General features: G+C 60.9%; 20 protein-coding genes and 1 pseudogene. 12 read left to right on the top strand and 9 right to left on the bottom strand.

Annotated elements, in window-relative coordinates:
• Nucleotides 1–19: 19 nt before the first annotated feature.
• Both CEY11_RS04975 and CEY11_RS04970 read right to left on the bottom strand, forming a co-directional pair.
• Nucleotides 20–1,054: a hydroxyacid dehydrogenase gene (locus tag CEY11_RS04975; RefSeq protein ID WP_408608099.1), complete on the bottom strand. Its 1,035-nt coding sequence runs from the start codon at nucleotides 1,052–1,054 to the stop codon at nucleotides 20–22.
• 28 nt (nucleotides 1,055–1,082) lie between these two features.
• Entirely contained in the window at nucleotides 1,083–2,357 is a 1,275-nt protein-coding gene (locus CEY11_RS04970) for an alpha-hydroxy acid oxidase (protein ID WP_198958833.1), read from the bottom strand.
• Nucleotides 2,358–2,570: 213 nt separating this feature from the next.
• Between CEY11_RS04970 and CEY11_RS25650 the strand changes: the two are divergent.
• Together CEY11_RS25650 and CEY11_RS04965 are read left to right on the top strand one after the other, a co-directional pair.
• Nucleotides 2,571–2,741, top strand: a pseudogene (locus CEY11_RS25650) (LysR family transcriptional regulator); the annotation flags it as partial.
• A 21-nt stretch (nucleotides 2,742–2,762) separates the two neighbouring features.
• On the top strand, nucleotides 2,763–3,491 hold the full coding sequence (locus CEY11_RS04965) for a LysR family substrate-binding domain-containing protein (protein ID WP_233154760.1): 729 nt from the start codon (nucleotides 2,763–2,765) through the stop codon (nucleotides 3,489–3,491).
• A gap of 145 nt (nucleotides 3,492–3,636) precedes the next feature.
• On the opposite strand, the gene CEY11_RS04960 is transcribed toward CEY11_RS04965, so the two are convergent.
• From CEY11_RS04960 to CEY11_RS04950, 3 genes are all read right to left on the bottom strand, one after another.
• Nucleotides 3,637–4,473: an NAD(P)H-dependent oxidoreductase gene (locus CEY11_RS04960; RefSeq protein WP_088602253.1), complete on the bottom strand. Its 837-nt coding sequence runs from the start codon at nucleotides 4,471–4,473 to the stop codon at nucleotides 3,637–3,639.
• A gap of 69 nt (nucleotides 4,474–4,542) precedes the next feature.
• Nucleotides 4,543–5,730, bottom strand: coding sequence for an MFS transporter (locus tag CEY11_RS04955; protein WP_158215185.1), 1,188 nt, complete (start codon nucleotides 5,728–5,730; stop codon nucleotides 4,543–4,545).
• A 97-nt stretch (nucleotides 5,731–5,827) separates the two neighbouring features.
• Complete coding sequence (locus CEY11_RS04950) at nucleotides 5,828–7,045, bottom strand: YbfB/YjiJ family MFS transporter (RefSeq protein ID WP_158215184.1); 1,218 nt, start codon at nucleotides 7,043–7,045, stop codon at nucleotides 5,828–5,830.
• 108 nt (nucleotides 7,046–7,153) lie between these two features.
• On the opposite strand from CEY11_RS04950, the gene gcvA reads away from it, so the two are divergent.
• On the top strand, nucleotides 7,154–8,065 hold the full coding sequence (gene gcvA / locus CEY11_RS04945) for a transcriptional regulator GcvA (RefSeq protein ID WP_088602250.1): 912 nt from the start codon (nucleotides 7,154–7,156) through the stop codon (nucleotides 8,063–8,065).
• 88 nt (nucleotides 8,066–8,153) lie between these two features.
• On the opposite strand, the gene CEY11_RS04940 is transcribed toward gcvA, so the two are convergent.
• Nucleotides 8,154–9,056, bottom strand: coding sequence for a LysR family transcriptional regulator (locus CEY11_RS04940; protein ID WP_088602249.1), 903 nt, complete (start codon nucleotides 9,054–9,056; stop codon nucleotides 8,154–8,156).
• Nucleotides 9,057–9,391: 335 nt separating this feature from the next.
• Between CEY11_RS04940 and CEY11_RS04935 the strand changes: the two genes are divergently transcribed.
• The 3 genes from CEY11_RS04935 (at nucleotide 9,392) to CEY11_RS04925 (ending at nucleotide 12,806) form a co-directional block, all read left to right on the top strand.
• Nucleotides 9,392–10,552 (top strand): MFS transporter, encoded by a 1,161-nt coding sequence (locus tag CEY11_RS04935; protein WP_088602248.1) that lies wholly within the window; start codon nucleotides 9,392–9,394, stop codon nucleotides 10,550–10,552.
• Nucleotides 10,553–10,631: 79 nt separating this feature from the next.
• Nucleotides 10,632–11,648 carry an aldo/keto reductase gene (locus tag CEY11_RS04930; protein ID WP_088602247.1) on the top strand — a complete coding sequence of 339 codons (1,017 nt, stop codon included), beginning with the start codon at nucleotides 10,632–10,634 and terminating at the stop codon, nucleotides 11,646–11,648.
• Between the two features lie 108 nt (nucleotides 11,649–11,756).
• The gene (locus CEY11_RS04925; RefSeq protein WP_088602246.1) at nucleotides 11,757–12,806 is read left to right on the top strand and encodes an NAD(P)-dependent alcohol dehydrogenase; all 1,050 of its coding nucleotides are present in this window, start codon (nucleotides 11,757–11,759) and stop codon (nucleotides 12,804–12,806) included.
• 96 nt (nucleotides 12,807–12,902) lie between these two features.
• Here CEY11_RS04925 and CEY11_RS04920 read toward each other — a convergent pair whose 3' ends face one another.
• Nucleotides 12,903–13,910, bottom strand: coding sequence for a zinc-dependent alcohol dehydrogenase family protein (locus tag CEY11_RS04920; RefSeq protein ID WP_088602245.1), 1,008 nt, complete (start codon nucleotides 13,908–13,910; stop codon nucleotides 12,903–12,905).
• Between the two features lie 78 nt (nucleotides 13,911–13,988).
• On the bottom strand, nucleotides 13,989–15,092 hold the full coding sequence (locus tag CEY11_RS04915; protein WP_088602244.1) for an alkene reductase: 1,104 nt from the start codon (nucleotides 15,090–15,092) through the stop codon (nucleotides 13,989–13,991).
• Between the two features lie 113 nt (nucleotides 15,093–15,205).
• Here CEY11_RS04915 and CEY11_RS04910 point away from each other — a divergent pair, with 113 nt between their 5' ends.
• The 3 genes from CEY11_RS04910 to CEY11_RS25645 all read left to right on the top strand — a co-directional run bounded on the left by CEY11_RS04910 (nucleotide 15,206) and on the right by CEY11_RS25645 (nucleotide 17,852).
• Nucleotides 15,206–15,832: a TetR/AcrR family transcriptional regulator gene (locus tag CEY11_RS04910; RefSeq protein ID WP_088602243.1), complete on the top strand. Its 627-nt coding sequence runs from the start codon at nucleotides 15,206–15,208 to the stop codon at nucleotides 15,830–15,832.
• A 194-nt stretch (nucleotides 15,833–16,026) separates the two neighbouring features.
• Nucleotides 16,027–17,355 carry an FAD-dependent oxidoreductase gene (locus tag CEY11_RS04905; protein WP_233154723.1) on the top strand — a complete coding sequence of 443 codons (1,329 nt, stop codon included), beginning with the start codon at nucleotides 16,027–16,029 and terminating at the stop codon, nucleotides 17,353–17,355.
• A 194-nt stretch (nucleotides 17,356–17,549) separates the two neighbouring features.
• Nucleotides 17,550–17,852 carry a helix-turn-helix domain-containing protein gene (locus CEY11_RS25645; protein WP_332888355.1) on the top strand — a complete coding sequence of 101 codons (303 nt, stop codon included), beginning with the start codon at nucleotides 17,550–17,552 and terminating at the stop codon, nucleotides 17,850–17,852.
• A gap of 30 nt (nucleotides 17,853–17,882) precedes the next feature.
• Here the strand turns inward: CEY11_RS25645 and CEY11_RS04895 are convergent, their stop codons facing one another.
• Entirely contained in the window at nucleotides 17,883–18,806 is a 924-nt protein-coding gene (locus CEY11_RS04895) for a LysR family transcriptional regulator (protein ID WP_088602241.1), read from the bottom strand.
• Between the two features lie 114 nt (nucleotides 18,807–18,920).
• Between CEY11_RS04895 and CEY11_RS04890 the strand changes: the two genes are divergently transcribed.
• The 3 genes from CEY11_RS04890 to CEY11_RS04880 all read left to right on the top strand — a co-directional run bounded on the left by CEY11_RS04890 (nucleotide 18,921) and on the right by CEY11_RS04880 (nucleotide 21,012).
• Nucleotides 18,921–19,550 (top strand): SDR family NAD(P)-dependent oxidoreductase, encoded by a 630-nt coding sequence (locus CEY11_RS04890; RefSeq protein WP_088602240.1) that lies wholly within the window; start codon nucleotides 18,921–18,923, stop codon nucleotides 19,548–19,550.
• Between the two features lie 64 nt (nucleotides 19,551–19,614).
• The gene (locus CEY11_RS04885; RefSeq protein ID WP_088602239.1) at nucleotides 19,615–20,385 is read left to right on the top strand and encodes an SDR family NAD(P)-dependent oxidoreductase; all 771 of its coding nucleotides are present in this window, start codon (nucleotides 19,615–19,617) and stop codon (nucleotides 20,383–20,385) included.
• Nucleotides 20,386–20,412: 27 nt separating this feature from the next.
• A complete protein-coding gene (locus CEY11_RS04880) occupies nucleotides 20,413–21,012 on the top strand; it encodes an NADPH-dependent F420 reductase (protein WP_088602238.1) in 600 nt (199 codons plus the stop codon).
• Nucleotides 21,013–21,096: the final 84 nt, after the last annotated feature.

The raw sequence follows: 21,096 nt of genomic DNA, 5'->3' as shown, positions 1-21,096 counted from the left end.
CTCGGATTACTTGATTGATTCAAAGCAGATTTGCGTCCCGGATACGCTGCGTGACGGAATTCCACACCTCAGGGTTGACCAGGCGCGGAGGGCGCCCGCCGGTCAAAAATACCTGCAGCTGTTCGGCGGCAATCTTTGCGACGTTGAAGCGGCACTCGTGCGATACCCCGGCCGTATGAAAGGTCGCCACCACGTTGTCGAGCCCGAGCAGCGGATGATCCAGCGGAGGAGGTTCGGCGCTCCACACATCGAGCCCCGCCCCCCTCAAGCGGCCTGAGGACAATGCCTCGAACAGCGCCTCTTCATCGTGAATGCCGCCGCGCGCCGTACTGACGAACAGCGCCCCCGGCTTCATTTTTCCGAATGCCTCCGCACCGATCAGGCCGGTGGTCTCTTTCGTTCGAGGACAGTGCAGCGAGACGATGTCCGCGCGCCCGAGCAGTTCATCCAGCGTAACGGGGACTGCGCCCCGACGTGCAATTTCTGCCGCGTCAAGATAAGGATCGACGCCCAGCACCGTCATGCCGAATGCATGCGCCAGCGCGGCCACACGCGTTCCGATGTGGCCCACACCAACCAGCCCCAGGATCCGGCCGCCGATCTCGTGCCCCATCATGTCCTCGCGCGAGTAGCCACGTTCGGTTCTGAGCTTGTGGTTCTGTTCGCAGATTCGCCGCGACACGGCGATCATCAGCCCGATCGTCTGCTCCGCCACCGACACCGCGTTGCCGCCGGCCTGATTGACCACCGCCACGCCGGCCTTCGTACATGCCTCCACGTCTATCGTGTCGTAGCCAGCCCCCGAGCTGGACACACACAGCAAATTCGGACAGCGCCGCAGAAGGCTTTCGGTGACCTGCCACTGCGGCGGAAGCTCGTCCTTTGCCGCCATCAGATGGTATGCGTGGGCCTGTTCCAGAACGCGCCAGCCTTCATTGTCGGCGCCGGCTATCTGAATGACGTCGAGATCTACATCCGCCATCGCACCCAGAATCTGGTCGAATATGGGATTGGTCCATGTGCCGGAGCGAACTACCTTTTTTTGAATCGCCAATATTGCCTCCTGGATTTGGCGCAGTGAATCAAAGATGGGACGCCGGCAGCGGCCTGGCAGGAACCAGGCGCTCAGGGCCCATTTGCGATAAGGAATGGATCCCCAGCAAGCCCATGTCGCGCAATATCTCGTCTTGGAGCAGCTTGATGCCATGGGCGGCTCCGGGCTCGCCCGCAACGGCGGCCGCGTAGGCGAAGGGCCGCCCGACGAAAGCCATGCGCGCCCCCAGCCCTATGGCTTTCAGCACATCCGTGCCCCGGCGTACGCCGCTGTCGATCATTACTGGTATGTCGCGCGCCGCATCAACGATCGACGGCAGCACGCGCAACGGCGCGACGCTACCGTCGAGTTGCCGGCCGCCATGATTGGAAACGATGATGCCGTCGACACCGGCCCGGCAGGCAGTCACGGCGTCATCCTTGTTCAGAATGCCTTTTATGACGAGGGCGCCCCGCCACATACGCCGGATCTCGCGCAAATGATCCCAGGTAAGATGGCCCCGATCCGAGAAATCACGCAAGACATTGGGCGAGAGGATAGGCGCCCCGCGCGTTGCATAATTGTTTTCAAAATGCGGCATGCCATGGCGAGCCAGCGTCCGCAAGAATGTTCCGCATAGCCAGCGGGCGTGCGTCAATCCATCCCATGCCAGGCGCAGCGTCGGCCGCAGGGGTGTCGAAAACCCGCTGCGCACATTGTTTTCGCGATTTGCCTGAACAGGGGTATCCACCGTCACGACCAAGGTCTCAAAACCGGCAAGGGCCACGCGCGCGATCAGCGCGGAAATCTGCGACGGGTCGCCGGGCAGATAAGCCTGGAACCAGGCATCTTTGGACGCCTGAGCAACTTCCTCCAAGCGGATCAGCGATGAGCCGCTCATGATCATCGGTATGCCGGCCCGCGCTGCGGCCTGCGCCAGCACGAGATCTCCGCGATAGGCAAACAGCGCACTCAAGCCCATCGGCGCCATGCCAATCGGCGCTGCATATGTCTTGCCGAACAGCGTCACTTCCTGGCTGCGCTTGGACACATCAACCAGCGCATTCGGGACGAATGCATAGTCCCGGAAGCTGTCCCGATTCAATTGCAGCGAAGCATTCGTTTCTGCGGCGCCCGAGATATAGCCGAATATCGCGCGCGGAAGACGCTTGCGCGCCTGAGACTCGAAATCGTCCAGGCACAGAACACCAGCCATCCGGCGCTCAAGCGCAGCACTATTTTGGGGCGGACGTGCCGGCCCAGCGCGCAGCGTCTGCGAGGTCAAGATCCTAGCCCCGGGCGGACACACTTGCGGCCGCGCCATATCGGCCGACGCAACTCCCGGCACGAGCCAGGCGCAAATCCCCAGTCATCGGCACATGTGTCCGGCCTGGCCCACTGATTTTTTGCCTGCTGCGCAGCCCTGCTTTTGCCACGATTTCCCCGCTCTCTTGCTTGATAGCGGGATACTACTCGGGCCAAATATATCTGTACAATATATATTTCTGTTATTTTGTATATTTTAAAACGATAATAAATGGAACTACGCCACCTACGGTACTTCGTTGCGGTCGCAGAAGAATTGTCTTTCACGCGCGCGGCCGAGCGGCTGCACATCGGGCAGCCACCGCTAAGCCAGCAAATACAAGCCCTGGAAGCCGAAATCGGTGCAACGCTGCTGGACAGATCGCACCGCAAGGTAAGATTGACCAGCGCAGGATCCGTATTCTTGCAAGAGGCCAAGCGGGTTCTGACGATGTCGGCCGACGCCGGCGAGCACGCTCGCCGGGCCGAGCGCGGCGAGGAAGGGGAATTGTCGATCGGCTTTACCAGATCCGTCCCCTACGCCCCATTTTTCCCGAAGCTCATCAACGCCTATCGCACGAATTTCCCCGAAGTCGCGCTGCGGATGCACGAAATGCCGACCATGAAGCAGCTGGAGGCGATTAACGACCGCACACTCGACCTCGGCTTCATACGGCCTTTCGGAATCGCAAGCGGCGACGCTCTTGAATTCATGCCGGTCGAAGACGACCCGCTATATGTGGCGATGCCGAGCTCCCATTCGTTGGCCATCTTGCCCGTGGTCGAGATGAATGACCTGCGGCATGAAAAATTGGTGATGTTTCCTCACGACGACGGAACGACCCTGCATACCAAGATCCTGAAGCTGTGCCGGGATGCCGATTTCGACCCGAAAGTCGCAATGGAAGTACGCGAAGCGCCAACCATCATCGGCCTGGTGGCCGCGAGTTGCGGCGTCTCCATACTTCCGAGCCTCTTTAGCGTGACGGGCATCCAGGGGGTCTGTTTCCGGCCTCTGGCGAATCCGGGCACCGACACCAACATCGTGCTCGTAAGCCGGAAAGCCGAAGCAAACCAGGCGGCCATCAAATTCCGCCAAGCCGCGCTGCAGCTAATAGGCAGCGAAATGCACACGGCCGAGCAACCGGCATGAGCCATTTTTCGAAACTCACGCCATCCCCACGGCGGATATGCCCCGTGCCGCCCATGTGGCGCTTGCACTCGAGCGCCACAGGCATATCCAAAGCCTGGCACGCGTCGATGGCGTGCCGCCGGAGTACCGCAGTAACGCATGTCCATCAACCGTCTTCATAGCAAGGTTCCACGAACGCGGCGGGGAACGAGTCGTTGTGACCGTCAAGCATGACAGCTCCGGCAACATGCGCCATCAACCCTGTCTGTCCCCGCGCAACATGATCCGCCAACACATGCCGGTCTGGATAGCTCCCGCCGTTCTGCGGGCGGAAGGCGATGGGTTCATCATCGAACAACCGTTGCACCCGCCCCCGCCAAGCTGCGGCCGCTTCGGCCACGCCTTGGGCACCGATGGTGGCAGCACCATAGACCGCGAAGGTGGGCAGCACTTGCATGCCGGGGAAGAACAGCGTCCCGTGCGTGATGGGGAAAAGCAGCTGCTCCAATGGCCCGTTGATGCCACGGGGCGAATAGTCTTGCTCCGGCCCGCCGACAGAGACCGCCAGCAGTGCGCGCTTGCCGGCAAAACCGCCTTCGCCATAGCGGTGCGCATTGCCCGCTCCCTGATAACCGTAGGCCAGGCCATAGGCCCACACTCGATCCACCCATCCCTTCATGATCGCGGGCATGCTGTACCACCAGAGCGGGAACAGCAAAATCACCGCGTCAGCCGCCAATAGCTTTCTTTGCTCCTCCTCGACGTCTCGGGTCTGGCAGCCGTTGGCAAAGGCGTGCCCCGATTCCTCAATGAGGGACAGGCGGTTCGGGTCGGCCCGCTGAGGGAAATCCCGGCCGTCGAACACGGCCTTCCAGCCCATGCCATACAGATCGGAGCGCATGATCTCGTGACCCCGAGCCGTAAGCGTCTCGGCGGCAAGCTCTACAAGGTGATGCGTCACAGACGTGCGCTCCGGATGCGCGTAGACGAGAAGAACTTTCATGACTGGAACCCCCTGAGTGCTTTCGCGGCCGCTTCATGACAGCTGCGGCCGCCAGCTGTTGAAAAATCGCTATGCACGGGCAGCCCGAACGCTGAGTTTCACGCGATGCAGAGCCAGCAACAGCATCAGGGCTCCGATCTCCAGCAGCGCGGACAGCCAGGGTAGCCACGACAGGCCAAATGCGCTCGCCGCAACACCCCCAAGTGCCGATCCCGCTGCAATGCCGATCTGTATGCTGGACTGGTTCAGTCCGACCAGCACCCCGCTTGCCTTCGCATTGATGCCGGCAACGCGAACCTGTTGCGAGGGCGTGCAGGCCCAGGCCGTGATCGACCAGAGCATCAGCACGATGGTGATGGTAGGGAGCGAGCCGTGCGGCCATGCCAGCGCGACGGCCGGCATCGCCACCAGGAAAATCGCCTGAAGAATCTTCAGCATCACCAGCGTGGCATGGTGCCCGAGTTTGTCGTTAAAGGAGCCGCCCAGGCGCGAACCGATCAGGCTGGCAAACCCGAATGCCAGAAAAATCACGCTGATCCAGTTGCCCGAAACATGCTGCACGTTGAGCAGATAAGGCGTGAGATAGCTGTATGTCAGCGTGTAGCCCGCCATCCAGAGCACGGTGACCAGCAGTCCCGCAATGGTTGCCGGACGCGTCAGCATGGCCACCTGTTCCTGCAAGGGGATAGAGGCGGCGGGAGTCAACACCGGCAGCGCGTAGCGCTGGATGAAGGCCGTGATCAGCCCAAGCACCGCGGTCAATGGGAATACGGCGTTCCAGCCGAAATGCAGCACAATTTCGCGCCCTATTGGCACTGCGACGATGAGGGACGTCGTGAATCCCATGATGACGGTGGCAATGGCACGGCCCCGACGTTCGGGCCCGGCCATGACGGCGGCAGTCGAGAGTGACGAAACGACGGCCAGGCCGCCGAGCAGTGCCTGGAGCACGCGCAACGCGACGAAGACCCGGAAGTCATAGGCGAAGAAGCACAGGCCGCTGACGAGCGCATAACCGACCGTCGCCGCGACGAGCACCGTGCGGCGTCCGATACGCCCCGTCAAGGCCACCACCACGGGCACGCACAACCCATACACCAGTGCGTAGATGGTAATGAGCTGGCCCGCCAATCCTATTGAAATGCCGAGGCCGCGTGCAACCAGATCCAGCTCCCCGGCGAGGATGTATTCGTTGGCGCCGGCGACGAAGGTAGTCAGAGCCAGCAGCAATATCTGATAGCGATAGGAGAGTCTCATTACGTTTACGGTTTGCAAATTATCGAGGCATAGGCCAGCACGAATGCCGGTAAGAACATTGCAGATCGGCGTAGATTCTGTCCGGTGCCGACTTGAGCTACGCAGACACCGTCGATCCGCGTTGTCGTGACGCAAGCGCAATGCATAGCACCAGCAGGCCGATTGCAGAAAACATGCCGATGCGCATTCCGCCATAGTCGGCGATCGACCCGCACAGCAACGGCCCTGCTGTCTGCCCAAGCGAGAACATGACAGTCATCGCCGCGATGATCCGCGTCCACGCATGCGAGGGAACGAGTCCGCGCGCGTAGTCGAGGTGCGCAAACGCGCTGGCCATCAGCGATCCCCCGAACAAAGCTGCCGAGAGCATGACCGCGGCGACGCCATGCTGCAAAAGCAGCACCAGCGCGCTCGCAATCAATACGCCTGTGGTCAGGACTACCCCGCGGCTGCCGCTCAGGCGGCCAAGCAAGGGCCCCCACAGAGCCATCGAAGCACTGACCGCCAGTCCCGCCACGATCCAGAAGTCCACGATGCGCGCCTGACCGTAGCCAGCGGCATGAAGGTAGGCGATCACAAACGTCATCAGCGCATAGTAGCCAGCGCCATAGAGGAAATAGGCCCACAAAATCGGACGCAACCGACCCAGCGAGACGCCCGCGCCGTCCGCCGCCGCAGCCGCCATCGGGGGGACACGCTTCACTGCCGGAATCGCCAGCGCGATAGTAAACAGCGTCAGCAGCCCCAGCACTATCCAGCTGCCCGCCCAGTTCCATTCCGAGGCCAGCACAGGCGGAAGGAGCAGGCCGCTCAAGACCATGCCGATCCCCGCGCCAGACCCGTAAATGATGGTAAACAGGCTGCTGCGGCCCGAGGCCGCGCCCGCCCGCGCGGCGAGGCTGAAACCGGCGATGAATACACAGCCCGTCGCGAAACCCGCGATGAAGCGCAGCAGGAGCAGTGCCCCATAGTCATGGAACAGGGCCATGGCCAGCAGTGACGCGGCGGTAAGAAGAAGCCCGTGCACGAACACGCGCGCGGTGCCAAGCCAGCGCTCGGCCTGGACGGTCAGCAGCGACCCGAGCAAGTAACCCACCGCCATCGCGGTTCCGAGCGAACCCGCCTGGGCAAAGCTCCAATGCAAGCCGTGCCGCATTGCGGGCAGCAACAGGGAGTACGCAAACCGCGCAAAGCCCAGTGCGGCGGCCGCGCCCATCGCCAGGCCGGCCGGCACCCATAGCGAAACGCCGGCTGATGCGGCGGCCCGTTCAGGGCAAGGCCGCGGGTCGAGCGTGGTGCAGTTGGAACAGTCCATTTTGGGCTCCGCAATTCGTCGAACAGAAGCCGAAAATTTATGCCTGCATGACGCTGAAATCCAACGAGATTTTTTGACCAGATAGGTGAGCTGGGCTAACATTTCCCCATGCCGGATCACCTGCCTTCGCTCAAGGCTCTACGCATCTTCGAGGCCGCAGGGCGCCACCATGGCTACAGCCGTGCTGCCGAGGAATTGTTCCTCACGCACAGTGCCGTCAGTCACCAGATCAAGGCGCTAGAGGCCGAACTCGGAACCAAGCTGTTCCGGCGTGCGGGCCACTCCATGCTGCTGACCGAGGACGGCCAGCGACTCTACCTTGCGATGAACGAGGCGCTGGCGCTTATTGCGAAGGGTGTTGCGGAAGTACGCGCAGATGACCGGCCACAGACACTGAACGTCAGCGCACCGCCTTCACTCGCGATCTGGCTGGTGCCGCGACTGGCGGACTTCCGGCAACGCCACCCGCGTCTTGAAATCAACCTCAGCGGGGCCATCGCGCTGGTCGATTTCAGTCACGACGACGTGGATCTCGCCTTGCGTTTCGGCCAAGGTGTCTGGCCAGGCTTGCGCGCGGATCGGCTGCCACTGGACGATCTCGTCTATCTGGCAGTCTGCAGCCCGGCATATCGCCACGGGCGCTTGCCAAGAACAGTCGGGGAATTACGCAAGTGCACCTTGATCCATCACCCATTCATGCCTTGGGCGGAATGGTTCAGAAGTGCAGGGTCGAATGTGGAACCATCAATACCGGGGCCTCATTTCAACGAGTACCCGCTCGCGATGCAGGCTGCGCTTTCAGGGCAAGGGGTGATGCTCGCCAACTCGATCATGATCAGCGCCGAACTCGCCAGCGGCCAGCTGGTGCGTGTGCTGCAGGATCAGCCGGCGTTGCGCCAGTCGTCCGCCTACTACATCGTCTTTCCCGAGAACCGCACACTATCGTCCAAGGCGCGCGTGTTCTGCGACTGGCTGCTGGAGCAGGCGCATCAATCGACCGTTGCAAAATCGAGCCCATGAAAACATGAGCGTGCCCGACGCTGATCACGCACGGCGCGACGGAATCATGTGTCGAGCAGCTGGGCGATCCCTGCGATAGATGCCACGCTCAGCGGCGGCCCGCCTCATCACGCAATGCCTCTACCACCAGCGAGAATGCCGGCGAAGGCTGCCGACGGCTGGGGTAATACAGGTAATAGCCTGCAAAGGGAGCACACCAGTCCTGCAACACGCGTACCAGGCGTCCTTCCTCTATGTGCGGGTCGAATTCTCCGTCCGGTAGCCACGCTACACCCAGCCCCGCCAGGGCTGCGTCCACGATAGCGGGCGAGGTGTTGATAATGAGCTGGCCCTCCACCCGGACATTGACCTGCCGACCCTTGCGCTGGAAGTCCCAGACGAAGAGGCCTCCGCCCGACTGCATCCGCATGTTGATGCATCTATGGTTCATCAGATCGCGCGGGTGCATGGGCTTGGGATGCGTCTTGAAATAGGCGGGGGAGGCTACGACCGCCATGCAAAGCGGCGGCCCGATCGGCAGCGCAATCATGTCCTTATCGATGGTGTCCCCCAGCCGAACCCCGGCGTCAAAGCGGTCGGCCACGATATCGCGAAAGCCGTAGTTCACGTCGAACTCGATCTTGATGTCAGGATATTCGAGCAGCAGCGGCGCAAGCTTGGGCAGCAGCGTATGCCGCGAGACGTAGTCTCCGCAGGTGATTCGCACCGTCCCTGCCGGCTTGTCGCGCATCTGCGTGAGGTCGTCCAATTCCGACTCGATTTCATCGAAACGATGCCCGATCGCTTGTAGAAGCCGTTCGCCCGCCGCAGTGGGCGATACGCTGCGGGTCGTGCGCGTGAGCAGGCGAATCTTCAACCGCGCCTCCAGACCGCTGATGGCCTGGCTAATTGCCGACTGCGTCACCCCCAGCAATGCTGCGGCGCGGGTGAAGCTGCCTTCCCGTGCGACGGTGATGAAATACAGGAGATCGTTGAAGTTGTGTCTGGCCATGAGGCCAGTATTTCACGAACGATTAATTAGAACAACTAATAAGGCATTTAAGTTTTCATTAGCTAGTCAATGCCCTTCATCTCCGTCAAAATGCTCGTCATGAAAAAACCCAACGTGCCGTTGGTGCCCAGCGCGGATAACGTCGATCTATACGATCAAATGGACAGAATCCCGTTTGACGGGCTGACAGCCTGCTTCAAGCGGTATCCGCCTCGAGCGCGCATGGGACAGCAACACATTTTATGAAAGATCAAGTAAACGGCGCGCTTGCGCCCACGTCTATCACTTCACAGAGGATCGACGCACCACCGGCCTATTGGGGGGGCGTATTCGCAATGACGTTGTGCGTTTTCGCGCTCATCGCCTCTGAGTTCATGCCTGTGAGTCTGCTCACGCCCATGGCGGCGGATCTTCAGGTCACAGAGGGCATGGCCGGGCGGGGTATTGCCATCTCGGGCGGCTTCGCCGTACTGACGAGCCTGTTCATCTCGACCCTGGCGGGCCGCATGAACCGCAAGACGCTGCTTCTGTGCCTGACCGGGATCATGGCGCTGTCGGGCGCGGTCATAGCGCTGGCACCGAACTATTTCGTCTACATGATCGGGCGAGCGCTCATTGGTGTCGTGGTGGGCGGCTTCTGGTCGATGTCGGCGGCTACTGCTTTGCGGCTTGTGCCAACACATCAAGTGCAGCGCGCACTGGCAATCTTCAACGGTGGCAACGCATTGGCCACCGTGGTAGCCGCGCCACTGGGCGCCTGGCTAGGGGGGGCTATCGGCTGGCGCGGGGCCTTTTTCTGTCTGGTGCCAGTGGCTCTGGCTGCGTTCCTCTGGCAATGGATCAGCCTGCCGCCCATGCATATCGAGCCTCGCAAGACCGGCCCCGGCCATACATTCAAGCTCTTTCGCGGCCCGGTTGTAACTCTTGGCATGTTGGGCGTGGGTCTCTTCTTCATGGGCCAATTTACGCTGTTCACCTATGTCCGGCCCTTTCTCGAAACCGTCACGCAGGTCGATGACTCCATGGTGACCATGATTCTGCTGGTCATCGGTGTGACAGGCTTTATTGGCACCACGTTGATCGGCTCGGTGCTCAAGCGCGGCATTTATCGAACGCTGATCGGCGCTCCGGTGTTCATGGCAGCCATTGCGGTGTCTCTGGTCGAACTCGGCAACTGGTCAACCGCAGTGGTGGTATTACTGGGTTTCTGGGGGCTGATCGCCACTGCCGCACCGGTGGGCTGGTGGGTCTGGGTGCCGCGCACATTTCCGCAGGACGCTGAAGCGGGCGGCGGGTTGATGGTGGCAATAATCCAGTTTTCGATCGCACTGGGCTCGACTGCAGGTGGCCTGCTCTTCGATTACAGCGGCTACAAAAGCATGCTCGCGGCCAGCGCCGCCACCTTACTCGCGGCCGCCGTCCTGATTTCCCTGGCGGCGCGAGCCGAGACGGCACGAGGCTATGAACAATGCAGCCTTCGAGAAGCAACGCCATGATCAGCACCCGCTGAGGCGTGCGTTCGTGAATTCATCGAGGCCTCATGGTCAGGCCTTGATTCTGAACAGGAGCAATAACATGCAAATGCGCAATCTTGGAAATCTGGAAGTTTCAGCCGTCGGTCTAGGCTGCATGGGTATCAGTTTCAGCTATGGCGAGGCGCTGCCGAAGGACGAGGGCGTCAAGCTGATCCGCGCGGCCGTGAAGCGCGGCGTGACCTTCTTCGACACGGCGGAGGTCTATGGCCCGTTCACCAACGAAGAGGTGGTGGGCGAGGCGCTGCGCCCATTCCGCGATCGGGTCGTGATCGCCACCAAGTTCGGTTTCGACATTGACTTCGAAACCGGTGAGAACCGGGGTGTCTGCAGCCGCCCCGAGCGCATCCGCCGGGCTGTCGAAGGCTCGCTCAGGCGGCTGGGCATCGAGACGATCGACCTGCTGTATCAGCACCGCGTAGACCCGGACGTGCCGATCGAGGATGTGGCGGGAACCGTCAAAGACCTGGTCTCCGAGGGCAAGGTCAAGCACTTCGGCATGTCGGAGCCTGGCGTGCAGACGCTGCGCCGCGCCCATGCGGTGCAGCCGGTGGCCGCCGTGCAGAACGAGTATTCGCTGTGGTGGCGCGCAGTCGAGACCAATGGCATCTTGCAGGCCTGCGACGAACTCGGTATCGGGTTCGTGCCTTACAGCCCGCTGGGCAAGGGCTTCCTCACTGGTGCGATGAACAAGGACACGCGACTGGGCGAAGGGGATTTCCGCAAATCGGTACCGCGTTTCTCGCCCGAAGCCATGCAAAAGAACCAGGCCCTGGTCGATCTGTTGAAGCGGGTCGCCGATGACAAGGGCGTGACACCCGCTCAAATCGCCTTGGCGTGGCTGCTTGCGCAACGGGCGTATATTGCACCTATCCCCGGCACGACCAAGATCCATCGGCTGGAAGAGAATCTGGGCGCCGCCGATGTCGAGCTCTCGCGAGCCGAGCTGATAGACATCGAGACGGCCGCCGCGCGAATTCCCGTCGCAGGCGAACGCTACGCGCCATCGCAGTTGGCGATGGTCGGACGCGAGGCCGCGCCACGCAAGACACATGCGTGACCTGTGCCATCACGCAGATTCACCAGCGGGAAGGCCGACTGGCCGCTGGCGGCGGTTCTGAGCGTGACGCGGGTCTTTAAATGATTCAGAAACTCAAGGAACAACATCATGACCATCAAAGCCTATGGCGCCCGCGCCAGTAATCTTGCCCTGGAGCCGCTCGCCATTACGCGCCGGGCGCCGGGCGAGCACGACGTGCAGATCGACATCGCCTACTGCGGCGTCTGTCACTCGGACTTGCACCAGGTACGCTCCGAGTGGGCGGGCACGCTCTATCCCTGCGTCCCCGGCCACGAGATCGTGGGCCGCGTCTCGGCCGTGGGCGCCCACGTGTCCGGCCATAAGGTCGGCGACCTGGTCGGAGTAGGGTGCATCGTCGACAGTTGCAAGCATTGTGACGAGTGTGAAGACGGGCTGGAGAATTATTGTGATCACATGGTCGGCACCTACAACGGGCCGACCCCGGACGCGCCCGGCCACACACTGGGCGGCTATTCGCAGCAGATTGTGGTTCATGAGCGATATGTGCTGCGCGTGCGCCACCCCGAGACGCAACTGGCTTCAGTGGCGCCGCTGTTGTGCGCGGGCATTACCACCTATTCGCCGCTGCGCCACTGGAAGGTGGGGCCGGATCACAAGGTCGGTGTAGTCGGTATCGGCGGGCTGGGCCACATGGGCATCAAGCTCGCGAACGCAATGGGCGCGCATGTAGTGGCCTTCACCACATCCGAGTCCAAGCGCGAGGCGGCCAGAGCATTGGGCGCGCACGAGGTAGTCGTCTCGCGCAACGCTGACGAAATGGCGGCGTATGCCGGAAGCCTAGACTTTATCCTCAACACGGTGGCCGCGCCGCACGACCTCGATGCGTTTCTTGCGCTGCTCAAGCGTGACGGCACAATGACGCTGGTGGGCGCGCCCGCCACTCCACACCCTTCGCCAGAAGTATTCAACCTGATCACGAAACGCCGCAGCCTGGCGGGCTCGATGATAGGAGGCATTCCCGAAACCCAGGAAATGCTGGATTTCTGCGCCGAACACGGTATCGTTGCGGACATTGAAATGATCCGTGCCGATCAGATCAACGAGGCCTATGAACGGATGCTCAAGGGTGACGTGAAATACCGCTACGTCATCGACTGCGCGTCACTAGCGGCATGAGCCTTGGGGAATCCGTTCTCGAGCGCCCGAGCTTGATCAGACCTTCCCTAAGGTGTTCAGTCCGCTCAAAAGATCGACACTGAGATCGGGCGCCGATTATGCGTTGTCGAGGCCATCGGCGATATCGACAACAACCTTGCCGACGGCGTTGCCGGATTCGAGGCGGGTATGCGCTGCGCCTACATCGGATAGACCGAAACGTTGTTCGTCCAATACAGGTTTCAGTCTCTTTGCATCGGCCAATACTGCCGCCTTGGTAAGAATCTCCCCATTATGTTCCGGAGACGCTCCGCGCAGCATCGTTGCGAGCATGAGTACCGCGTTCAGCGTCAGGCTCTTGCCATGCATGGGAGATAGGTCAGCCGTAAAGGCCGTCGTGATAGTTGCTACTTGCCCCCTGACGCGCGCGGCTTCAAAGGATTTTGCGATGTCCGAGCCGCCGGCGGCGTCAAAGACCACATCGAAGCCGCGCCCATCAGTCAATCGCTTGACATAATCCGCAACTAGCTCGTCTCGATAACGGATAATTTCGTCGGCACCGCAACGGCGGGCAATTTCAGCTTTTTCATCCGTCGATACTGTGGTGGCCACATAGGCGCCTTGTGCCTTGGCGATTTGAATCGCTATGTGGCCCACACCCCCAGCGCCCCCGTGAATCAATACGTGGTCTCCCGGTTTCACATGACAGCGATCCACCAAGGCTTCCCAGGCGGTGATAGTCACCAGCGGCAGGGCGGCAGTCTCACGCCAACCGAGGGTTCTTGGCTTATTCGCCATCAATTCGGCATCGACGACGACGTATTCTCCGTAGCTGCCCCCTCGTCCGATGACTCCGGCGGCGCAGCCGTACACCTCGTCGCCGGTACGGAAGCGCGATACGTTCTTACCCACGGCATCTACCACGCCGGCCACGTCGCAACCCAGTACAGGCGGAAGAGCAGGGGCAAAGGACGGCCCCATTTGTCTGATTTTGATATCGACCGGGTTCACGCTGGTCGCCATCTGGCGCACACGAATTTGATCCGATCCGGGCTCGGATTTTTCCACTTCGGCGATCTTGAAGACATCAGGAGCGCCAAATTCATGTATTTGCTGAACCTTCATGATTACTCTTTTCCTTTTCCGGCGCCAGGCCATATATTTAAATCGTCATCGACCGCTTATAAAAGCAGCGGCCGGTGTTTACAGGACGGTGGCCGCGAAGTCGATATAGCCTTCGGCGCCCCCGCCGTAATAAGCTTCCTTCGGGGCTTCGGTCAGTGCCAGGCCGTAGCGCAGGCGCGTGATCAGATCGGGATTACCAATGAAGGGCCGTCCGAACGCCACCATATCCACCAGCCCCGCGCCGCGCCGGCTCTTCGCCAGCTCGAAGTCATAACCATTGTTGCCGATGTAGGGGCCGGTGAACAGCGCACGCAAGGCATCAAGATCGACGCCTTGCGGCGTCTTGCGGCTGCCGCCCGTGTCGCCCTCGACGAAGTGCATGTAAGCCAGTTCAAAGTTATTGAGCTTTTCGATCAGATACCCGTAGGTGGCCATTACATTGCTGTCGGGCGGCGTGTTGCCGGCATCCGGCGTGGTTGGCGATAGACGAATACCAACGCGGTCATGCCCCCAGACGCCGACTACGGCTTCTACGACTTCCAGCGTTAATCGCGTACGGTTTTCAATCGAGCCGCCATAGGCGTCGGTGCGCCTGTTGGTGGAGTCGCGGATGAACTGATCGAGCAGATAGCTGTTGGCGGAGTGCACCTCCACACCGTCGAAACCGGCAGCTTTCGCCATCTTGGCAGCGTGCGCGTAATCGGAGACGATGCGCGGAATTTCGTCGGTTTCAAGCGCACGAGGCGTGGAAAAGTCGACAAACCCATTGTTGGTAAAGGCCTTGCCCTCGGCGGCGATGGCCGACGGTGCGACCGGAAGCTGGCCGTTGGGTTGCAGGTCGACGTGTGAAATGCGCCCTACATGCCAAAGCTGGTTGACGATCTTGCCACCTGCGGCATGAACGGCATCGGTGACTTTGCGCCAGCCAGCCACTTGCTCGTCGGTCCAGATGCCGGGGGTCATCGCATAGCCGCGGCCTTCGGCCGAGATATTGGTGGCTTCGCTGACGATCAGGCCAGCGCCGGCACGCTGGGCATAATAGGTAGCCTGCAGATCGCCTGGCACGCCGTCATCACCGACCCGGCTGCGAGTCAATGGCGCCATGGCGATACGGTTGCTTACTTTAATGGCGCCAAGCCGGGTGGGTGAGAAGAGATCGGTTGCCTTGCTGTAATCAACCATTTGCGGTTCCTTCACAAGAGTGACAATAAATTCTGTATCGATTACTACATATATAGATTATATAATGAGCACTACAGAATTTGTCAACGCAATTTCGGGCAGACTGCCGCATCATGGCTACAAAGCAATCAACTATTTCTACCCACAGGGGACGGCCCTGCGCCTTCGACCGTGATGCCGCGCTCAATGCGGCACTCGATGTGTTCTGGAAACGAGGCTATGAGCCTGCGACGATCAGCGAACTCTGCGCGGCGATGGGCATCAATCCGCCGAGTCTGTACGCCGCCTTCGGCAACAAGTCCGCGCTGTTTCTTGAGGCCGCAAGCCACTACGAGTCAGTTTATTGGGATGCAGCCTGGGAACGGCTGGGTGCCTCATCCAGTGTGGTCAATGGCGTAGAGCGTTTCTTCGATGATGCGGCAGATATTCTCACCGCACCGGCGACACCGTGCGGCTGCATGATCGTGCTGGCGGCGGTGAACATCTCGGATGGCGCAGATGATGTCTGCAATACGCTCAAGGCACTACGCGGTCAAGGCGTAGCACGTTTTCGGGCCTTGCTCGACAAGGGTATTGCCAGCGGCGAACTGCGCCAGGACACGTCCGTCGGTATCGTTGCCGAAGCTCTCAAAACGCTGCTGGAAGGCCTGTCGATCCGAGCCCGCGATGGGACTTCGCGACAGGAATTGGCCAATATCGGAGCCCAGGCGGTTCGAATGCTGCCGGTGGCGTCCGAGTGATCGATCATTACAGGCAGGCAAGGGGTAGCATTGTAAAGAGGTACCCCATATCGGCGTAAGCTCGGGCATCAGTGCATCGACATGGGCATGTGAAATGGCACGCATCGACACAAGGAGAGCGCCATGACCGAACCGGAACACATAGAAGCCCTATCCTTGGTAGTGGTGAAGGCGGCAAATACCTGGCCTGGCACTTGGCCAAATCCGGACTACGCACCGCCGTTGTAGAGCGCCAATGGATAGGCGGATCCTGCCCCAATACCAATTGCCTGCCCACCAAGAACGAGATCTGGAGCGCAAAGGTAGCAGATCTGGCGCGGCGTGCCGACACATTCGGCGTGACCGTCGGCCCGGTCGCCGTCGACATGGCGCGGGTTCGCCAGCGCAAGCGTGACATGGTCGATGGCTTGATCAAGATGCATCTACAGAACTACGAAGCCAGCGGCGCCGAATTGATTATGGGCAGCGGACGATTCGTGGCGCCCAAAACGCTCGAGGTACAACTGAACGACGGCGGCACGCGACTGCTCGCCGCCAACCAGATCTTCCTCAATGTCGGCACATCTCCAGCCATTCCGGGTATTTCCGGCCTTGCGGCAACGCATCCCCTCACGCATATCGAAGCACTGGAGTTGGATTATGTGCCGTCTCACCTGATCGTGCTCGGCGGCGGCTATGTTGGCCTGGAGTTGGCACAGGCTTACCGCCGCTTCGGCAGTCGGGTCACGATTGTGGAACACGGGCCTCAGCTTGCCGGCAAGGAGGATGCCGACATCTCGGAAGCGATCCGGCAAATTCTCTCTGAAGATGGAATCGAGATCTGCGTGTCCGCCGAGACGCTGCATGCCGACGGTCAATCCGGTCAGCAGGTTACCCTTCGCGTACGTACCAAGTCAGGCGAGCAGACCATTGAAGGCAGTGACATCCTGGTTGCCGCGGGACGCCGCCCCAATACTGCGGACATCGGGCTCGACACCGCTGGTGTCGAATTGGATGATCGCGGTTACATCAAGGTCAACGAGTATCTCGAAACCAGCGCGACGGATATCTGGGCCATCGGCGAATGTGCGGGCAGCCCCCAGTTCACCCATGTATCACTCGATGACTTTCGGGTGATTCGTGACCGACTCGCCGGCGGCGATCGCACTACGCACGAGCGCCTGGTTCCTTATTGCATGTTCACGGATCCACCACTTGCCCGTGTCGGGCTGAGCGAAACCGAAGCGCAACGCCTGGGCATTCCGGTGCGCGTTGCAAAAATGCCGACAAGCGCAGTGCTGCGGACACGAACGATCGATGAGAGGCAAGGCGTCATGAAAGCATTGATCGCTGCGAATGACGATCGAATCCTTGGCTTTGCGATGCTGGGCGCCGAGGCGGGCGAGGTCATGGCCGCGGTGCAAACCGCGATGTTGGCAGGCATGCCTTACACGCGATTGCGCGATGCTATCCTGGCCCATCCGACTATGGCGGAAGGCCTGGGTGCATTGTTTTCAAAAGTGCCAAACCACGGGGCGACATAGCGTGAATTCGTAAACGCGCCCTCCTGAGTTTTGCAAGAAAAGAGTGCATACGGGCCGCCTTACAGATCACCCTCTGGCTCAGCCCATGGGTCGATGATCTCGGGGAACTGATCTTCGGGCGCGAGCGATTCTTCCTGTCGCCACTGGGCCAGCAACTCCAGGAGGGGTTTGGAGGACGCAGCTGCCCGGCTGTTTTGGGGAATCCCGGGTTGGTATGGGCTAATTGGGGTGGTAGGGGCGCTCACGGCAGCTCCGGTTCGGATTCATCTACCATATGGTATCTGCTCCAAGCCAACATCGGAAGAAGGCGCCTTGACCCGAGCCGCTGTAAAGGACAGCTGCGTCTGACCGAGGCAGTTTGCCAGCTGTCGCTGGGTCAGTCCGTCAACAGCGTGGCACGCGACATGGGGTATGCCACGGCCAATGCCTTCAGCACCATGTTCCGGCGAACGCCGGGTGAGCCGCCGCAGCGGTATCTGAGGGCGGCGATCAGGTAGGCTGCCGACTGTGGCCGGCGGCGGGGTGCTTCATATCGAAGCTCCACGCAAAGGACGGACTGGCTCAGGTTTGCCGAGAAGCTCGACTAGCCGCGACTCGCATGGGGATAGGTCATACCCCCGCCGTTGCGAGATCATGAACGTGAGCGCGCCGATGTGCCAGGCCCGGCGTTCAAGTTCAACGAGCCGTCCGCTTGCCAGATCATCGCGAACGAGGTGCCGTGGCAAGTGCCCCCAGCCGAGACCGGCGTTCAGAAGATCACGCTTGGCGCCGAGATCGTTGACCAGCCACTGGCGTTTGCCGGCGACGCCCTGTTGGATCCTTTCCGCTCCATGCTGATTGTCCGTAACGACGATCTGGACATGTCTGCCAAACTCATCCATCGGGATGGGTTTCGGTGCCGAAGCGAGGGGGTGGGCAGGTGCACATACCGTCACCATCTCCGTCTCGGACAGCCAGTGGCGTTCTATCGCATCGGGGTTCACCTCCGGCACGTTCTCTATCGTGACGGCCAGGGCACACACCCCTTCGAGTACCAGGCTCTCGCCGCCTTGCATGGTCGTGATTCGCAAGTTGGTCACTGCGGTGGAGAATTCCGCTTGCAGCGTCCGCAAGCAGTCGATCAGGTGGGCGCGTGGGAAGTAGGCATCGATCGCAACCGAAATTTGCGGTATCCCGGTTCTGGCGATCGAGCTGGCACGGTTCTTCATCTCTTCCGTGCGTGAGATTACCGCCCGCGCATCCGGCAAAAGGCTGTGCCCCGCTGCGGTGAGCTGCGCTTTCCGTGTGTTTCGCTCGAACAACTCGACATCGAATGTGCCCTCCAGCGCCTTGATTGCATGGCTGATGGCGGACTGTGCGCGCCGGAGCTTTAGCGCCGCACCCGAAAAACTTCCCTGATCGCATACCGCAACAAATGCGCGCAGTTGATTGATGGTGACGTTATCGAGCATTTTCCATCTAAATAGTAGATGTTATTAAGCGATTTTTCGTCAATTGTCTTGATGAGTCAAGGGCTCTAGACTGTTTTTCAGTTTCAATAGAGGACGCCGACCCGGCGACACATCATGAACAGACTGAGTGGAAAGACCGCCGTAATCACCGGCGGCGCTACCGGTATCGGCCGCGCGGTGAGGGGCTCGGTCTCCGATCTTGCGGATCTTGATCGGCTCTACGCGGCGGTGAAGGCCGAGCGCGGAACCCTCGACATCGTCTTCGCCAATGCCGGGACGGGAAGCCCGCTTCCGCTTGGCCAGATCACCACCGAGCACATTGACGAAACCTTCGACACGAACGTGAAGGGAACGATTTTCACAGTCCAGAAGGCGTTGCCGCTGATGGGCCGGAGTGGGTCGATCATCCTGACCGGATCGAGTGCCGGCACCACGGGTGCCCCGGCATTCAGCGCCTACAGCGCGAGCAAGGCAGCGGTGCGCAATCTCGCGCGGACCTGGGCAGAGGATCTGAAGGGCACCGCTATCCGGGTAAATGTGCTCTCGCCTGGGCCGACTGCGACTGAACTGGCGAAGGAAGCGCTAGGTGAAGAGGGAATGAAGGTCTTCGCCTCGATGAATCCGCTCCAGCGCATGGCCGAACCGGCGGAGCTCGGGGCGGTCGCTGCCTTTCTCGCATCGCAGGACAGCAGCTTCATGACCGCCAGCGAGGTCGCCGTCGACGGTGGCTTGGCGCAACTCTGACACCCCACATCCAGCTGGTCACTGCAGCGGTCCGGCCAGGCAAACTCCTCCAAAGGAAAATCACATGGAACACTCCCTCACAGGAAAAACGGCTCTCGTCACCGGAGCATCGCGAGGCATTGGCCGCGCCATTGCCGAACGTCTTGCAAAGGATGGCGCGACGGTCGCGTTGACTTACAACGCCAGCAAATCTGGCGCAGACGAAACGGTCGCAGCCATCGAGAAAGCGGGAGGCACTGCGTTCGCGCTCCAGGCAGACCTCGTTGACCCGGCGGCCGTCCCGACCCTGTTCGCAAGACTCGACGATGAGTTCACCAAGCGGAAGGGAAGCAAAGCAGCCCTCGACATCCTGGTCAACAACGCTGGCAATTCCGGTTGGGTCGGCTTCAAAGATGCGACGCCGGACAGTTGGGACACTCTGATGGCGGTCTACGCTCGCGCGCCCTTCTTCATCGTCCAGGCCGCCCTGGATCGTTTCGTCGATGGTGGGCGCATCATCAACATCTCTTCCGCTGCCGCCACGAAGCCCGTGACAGCCGCGCCTGTCTATTCGATGGCCAAGGCGGCCATCAACACCCTGACGCATGCGCTCGCGTCCGAGCTGGGGCCGCGCGGAATCACCGCGAACGCCGTCGCGCCGGGCTACACGCGAACGGACGGGAATGCCGCCTTCCGAGAAAATCCCGAACTTGTGAAGGCGGTCGAGGCCGAAATCGCGCTGGGACGCTTTGGCGAGCCTTCGGAAATCGCCACCGTCGTGGCGTTCCTGGCTTCCGATGAAGGCCATTGGGTGACCGGCCAGACGATCGAGGCGAGCGGCGGCTACAAGCTCTGACCGCACCGAAAAACCCAAGGAGAATATATGAGTTACGCAATTATCGGCTTTGGCAAGATCGGCCATGCTCTTGCCAAAGCATTTGCCCGCAATGGCATCGAGGTATCCGTTGCAACCACGCGCGAGCCGGCAAGCTTCGCATCCGATGCAGCCGTAGTCGGGCCCACGATCATTCCCAAAACCCTGGCGGAGGCTGTCACGGCCGACACCATCTTTTTGGCTGTCCGTTTCGAGTCGCACCCGGAGGTCGCGAAGGTGCTACCCAACTGGAAGGGGAAGACCCTCATCGACGCGATGAACACGTTGGCCCCGCTTGAAGAACTGGACGGTCTTCCGTCCTCTGCCGTCGTCGCGAAGGCGTTCACCGGAGCCAGCCTGGTGAAGGGCTTCAACCATTTGGCCGCCGCCGTCCTTGCCCAAGACCCGGCTGTACATGGTGGTAGGAGAGTTGTGTTCCTGGCGAGCGACGATGGTGGCGCAGTAGTGCCGGTGGCCGCTCTCGCCGAGCGGCTTGGCTTCGCACCCGTGAACCTTGGGGCGCTCGCCGAGGGTGGCGCGCTTGTGCACGCGCGGGACGGGATCTGGGGGCCTCTGATCTTCCAGGATCTGTTCAAGAAGGAGTCGTGAGCGGTGTGAGACCATCATGGCAAGATCGTGAGTACCCGCATTGCGCGAGATGCGCTCTGTTGCCGGAAGCCGAATTGACTGGCG

The sequence above is a fragment of the Candidimonas nitroreducens genome, from assembly GCF_002209565.1.
GTDB classification, from domain to species: domain Bacteria; phylum Pseudomonadota; class Gammaproteobacteria; order Burkholderiales; family Burkholderiaceae_B; genus Candidimonas; species Candidimonas nitroreducens.
The sequence above is the reverse complement of the archived record's forward strand: the minus strand, read 5'-3'. Positions and strand labels throughout refer to the sequence as shown.

What these genes read in the sequence shown, in the direction of transcription:
- CEY11_RS04970 (WP_198958833.1), bottom strand. Translation starts at nt 2,357, where the DNA reads ATGGCGCGGCCGCAAGTGTGTCCGCCCGGGGCTAGGATCTTGACCTCG.
- CEY11_RS04960 (WP_088602253.1), bottom strand. Translation starts at nt 4,473, where the DNA reads ATGAAAGTTCTTCTCGTCTACGCGCATCCGGAGCGCACGTCTGTGACG.
- CEY11_RS04955 (WP_158215185.1), bottom strand. Translation starts at nt 5,730, where the DNA reads ATGAGACTCTCCTATCGCTATCAGATATTGCTGCTGGCTCTGACTACC.
- CEY11_RS04950 (WP_158215184.1), bottom strand. Translation starts at nt 7,045, where the DNA reads ATGGACTGTTCCAACTGCACCACGCTCGACCCGCGGCCTTGCCCTGAA.
- gcvA (WP_088602250.1), top strand. Translation starts at nt 7,154, where the DNA reads ATGCCGGATCACCTGCCTTCGCTCAAGGCTCTACGCATCTTCGAGGCC.
- CEY11_RS04940 (WP_088602249.1), bottom strand. Translation starts at nt 9,056, where the DNA reads ATGGCCAGACACAACTTCAACGATCTCCTGTATTTCATCACCGTCGCA.
- CEY11_RS04935 (WP_088602248.1), top strand. Translation starts at nt 9,392, where the DNA reads ATGACGTTGTGCGTTTTCGCGCTCATCGCCTCTGAGTTCATGCCTGTG.
- CEY11_RS04930 (WP_088602247.1), top strand. Translation starts at nt 10,632, where the DNA reads ATGCAAATGCGCAATCTTGGAAATCTGGAAGTTTCAGCCGTCGGTCTA.
- CEY11_RS04925 (WP_088602246.1), top strand. Translation starts at nt 11,757, where the DNA reads ATGACCATCAAAGCCTATGGCGCCCGCGCCAGTAATCTTGCCCTGGAG.
- CEY11_RS04920 (WP_088602245.1), bottom strand. Translation starts at nt 13,910, where the DNA reads ATGAAGGTTCAGCAAATACATGAATTTGGCGCTCCTGATGTCTTCAAG.
- CEY11_RS04915 (WP_088602244.1), bottom strand. Translation starts at nt 15,092, where the DNA reads ATGGTTGATTACAGCAAGGCAACCGATCTCTTCTCACCCACCCGGCTT.
- CEY11_RS04910 (WP_088602243.1), top strand. Translation starts at nt 15,206, where the DNA reads ATGGCTACAAAGCAATCAACTATTTCTACCCACAGGGGACGGCCCTGC.
- CEY11_RS04895 (WP_088602241.1), bottom strand. Translation starts at nt 18,806, where the DNA reads ATGCTCGATAACGTCACCATCAATCAACTGCGCGCATTTGTTGCGGTA.
- CEY11_RS04890 (WP_088602240.1), top strand. Translation starts at nt 18,921, where the DNA reads ATGAACAGACTGAGTGGAAAGACCGCCGTAATCACCGGCGGCGCTACC.
- CEY11_RS04885 (WP_088602239.1), top strand. Translation starts at nt 19,615, where the DNA reads ATGGAACACTCCCTCACAGGAAAAACGGCTCTCGTCACCGGAGCATCG.
- CEY11_RS04880 (WP_088602238.1), top strand. Translation starts at nt 20,413, where the DNA reads ATGAGTTACGCAATTATCGGCTTTGGCAAGATCGGCCATGCTCTTGCC.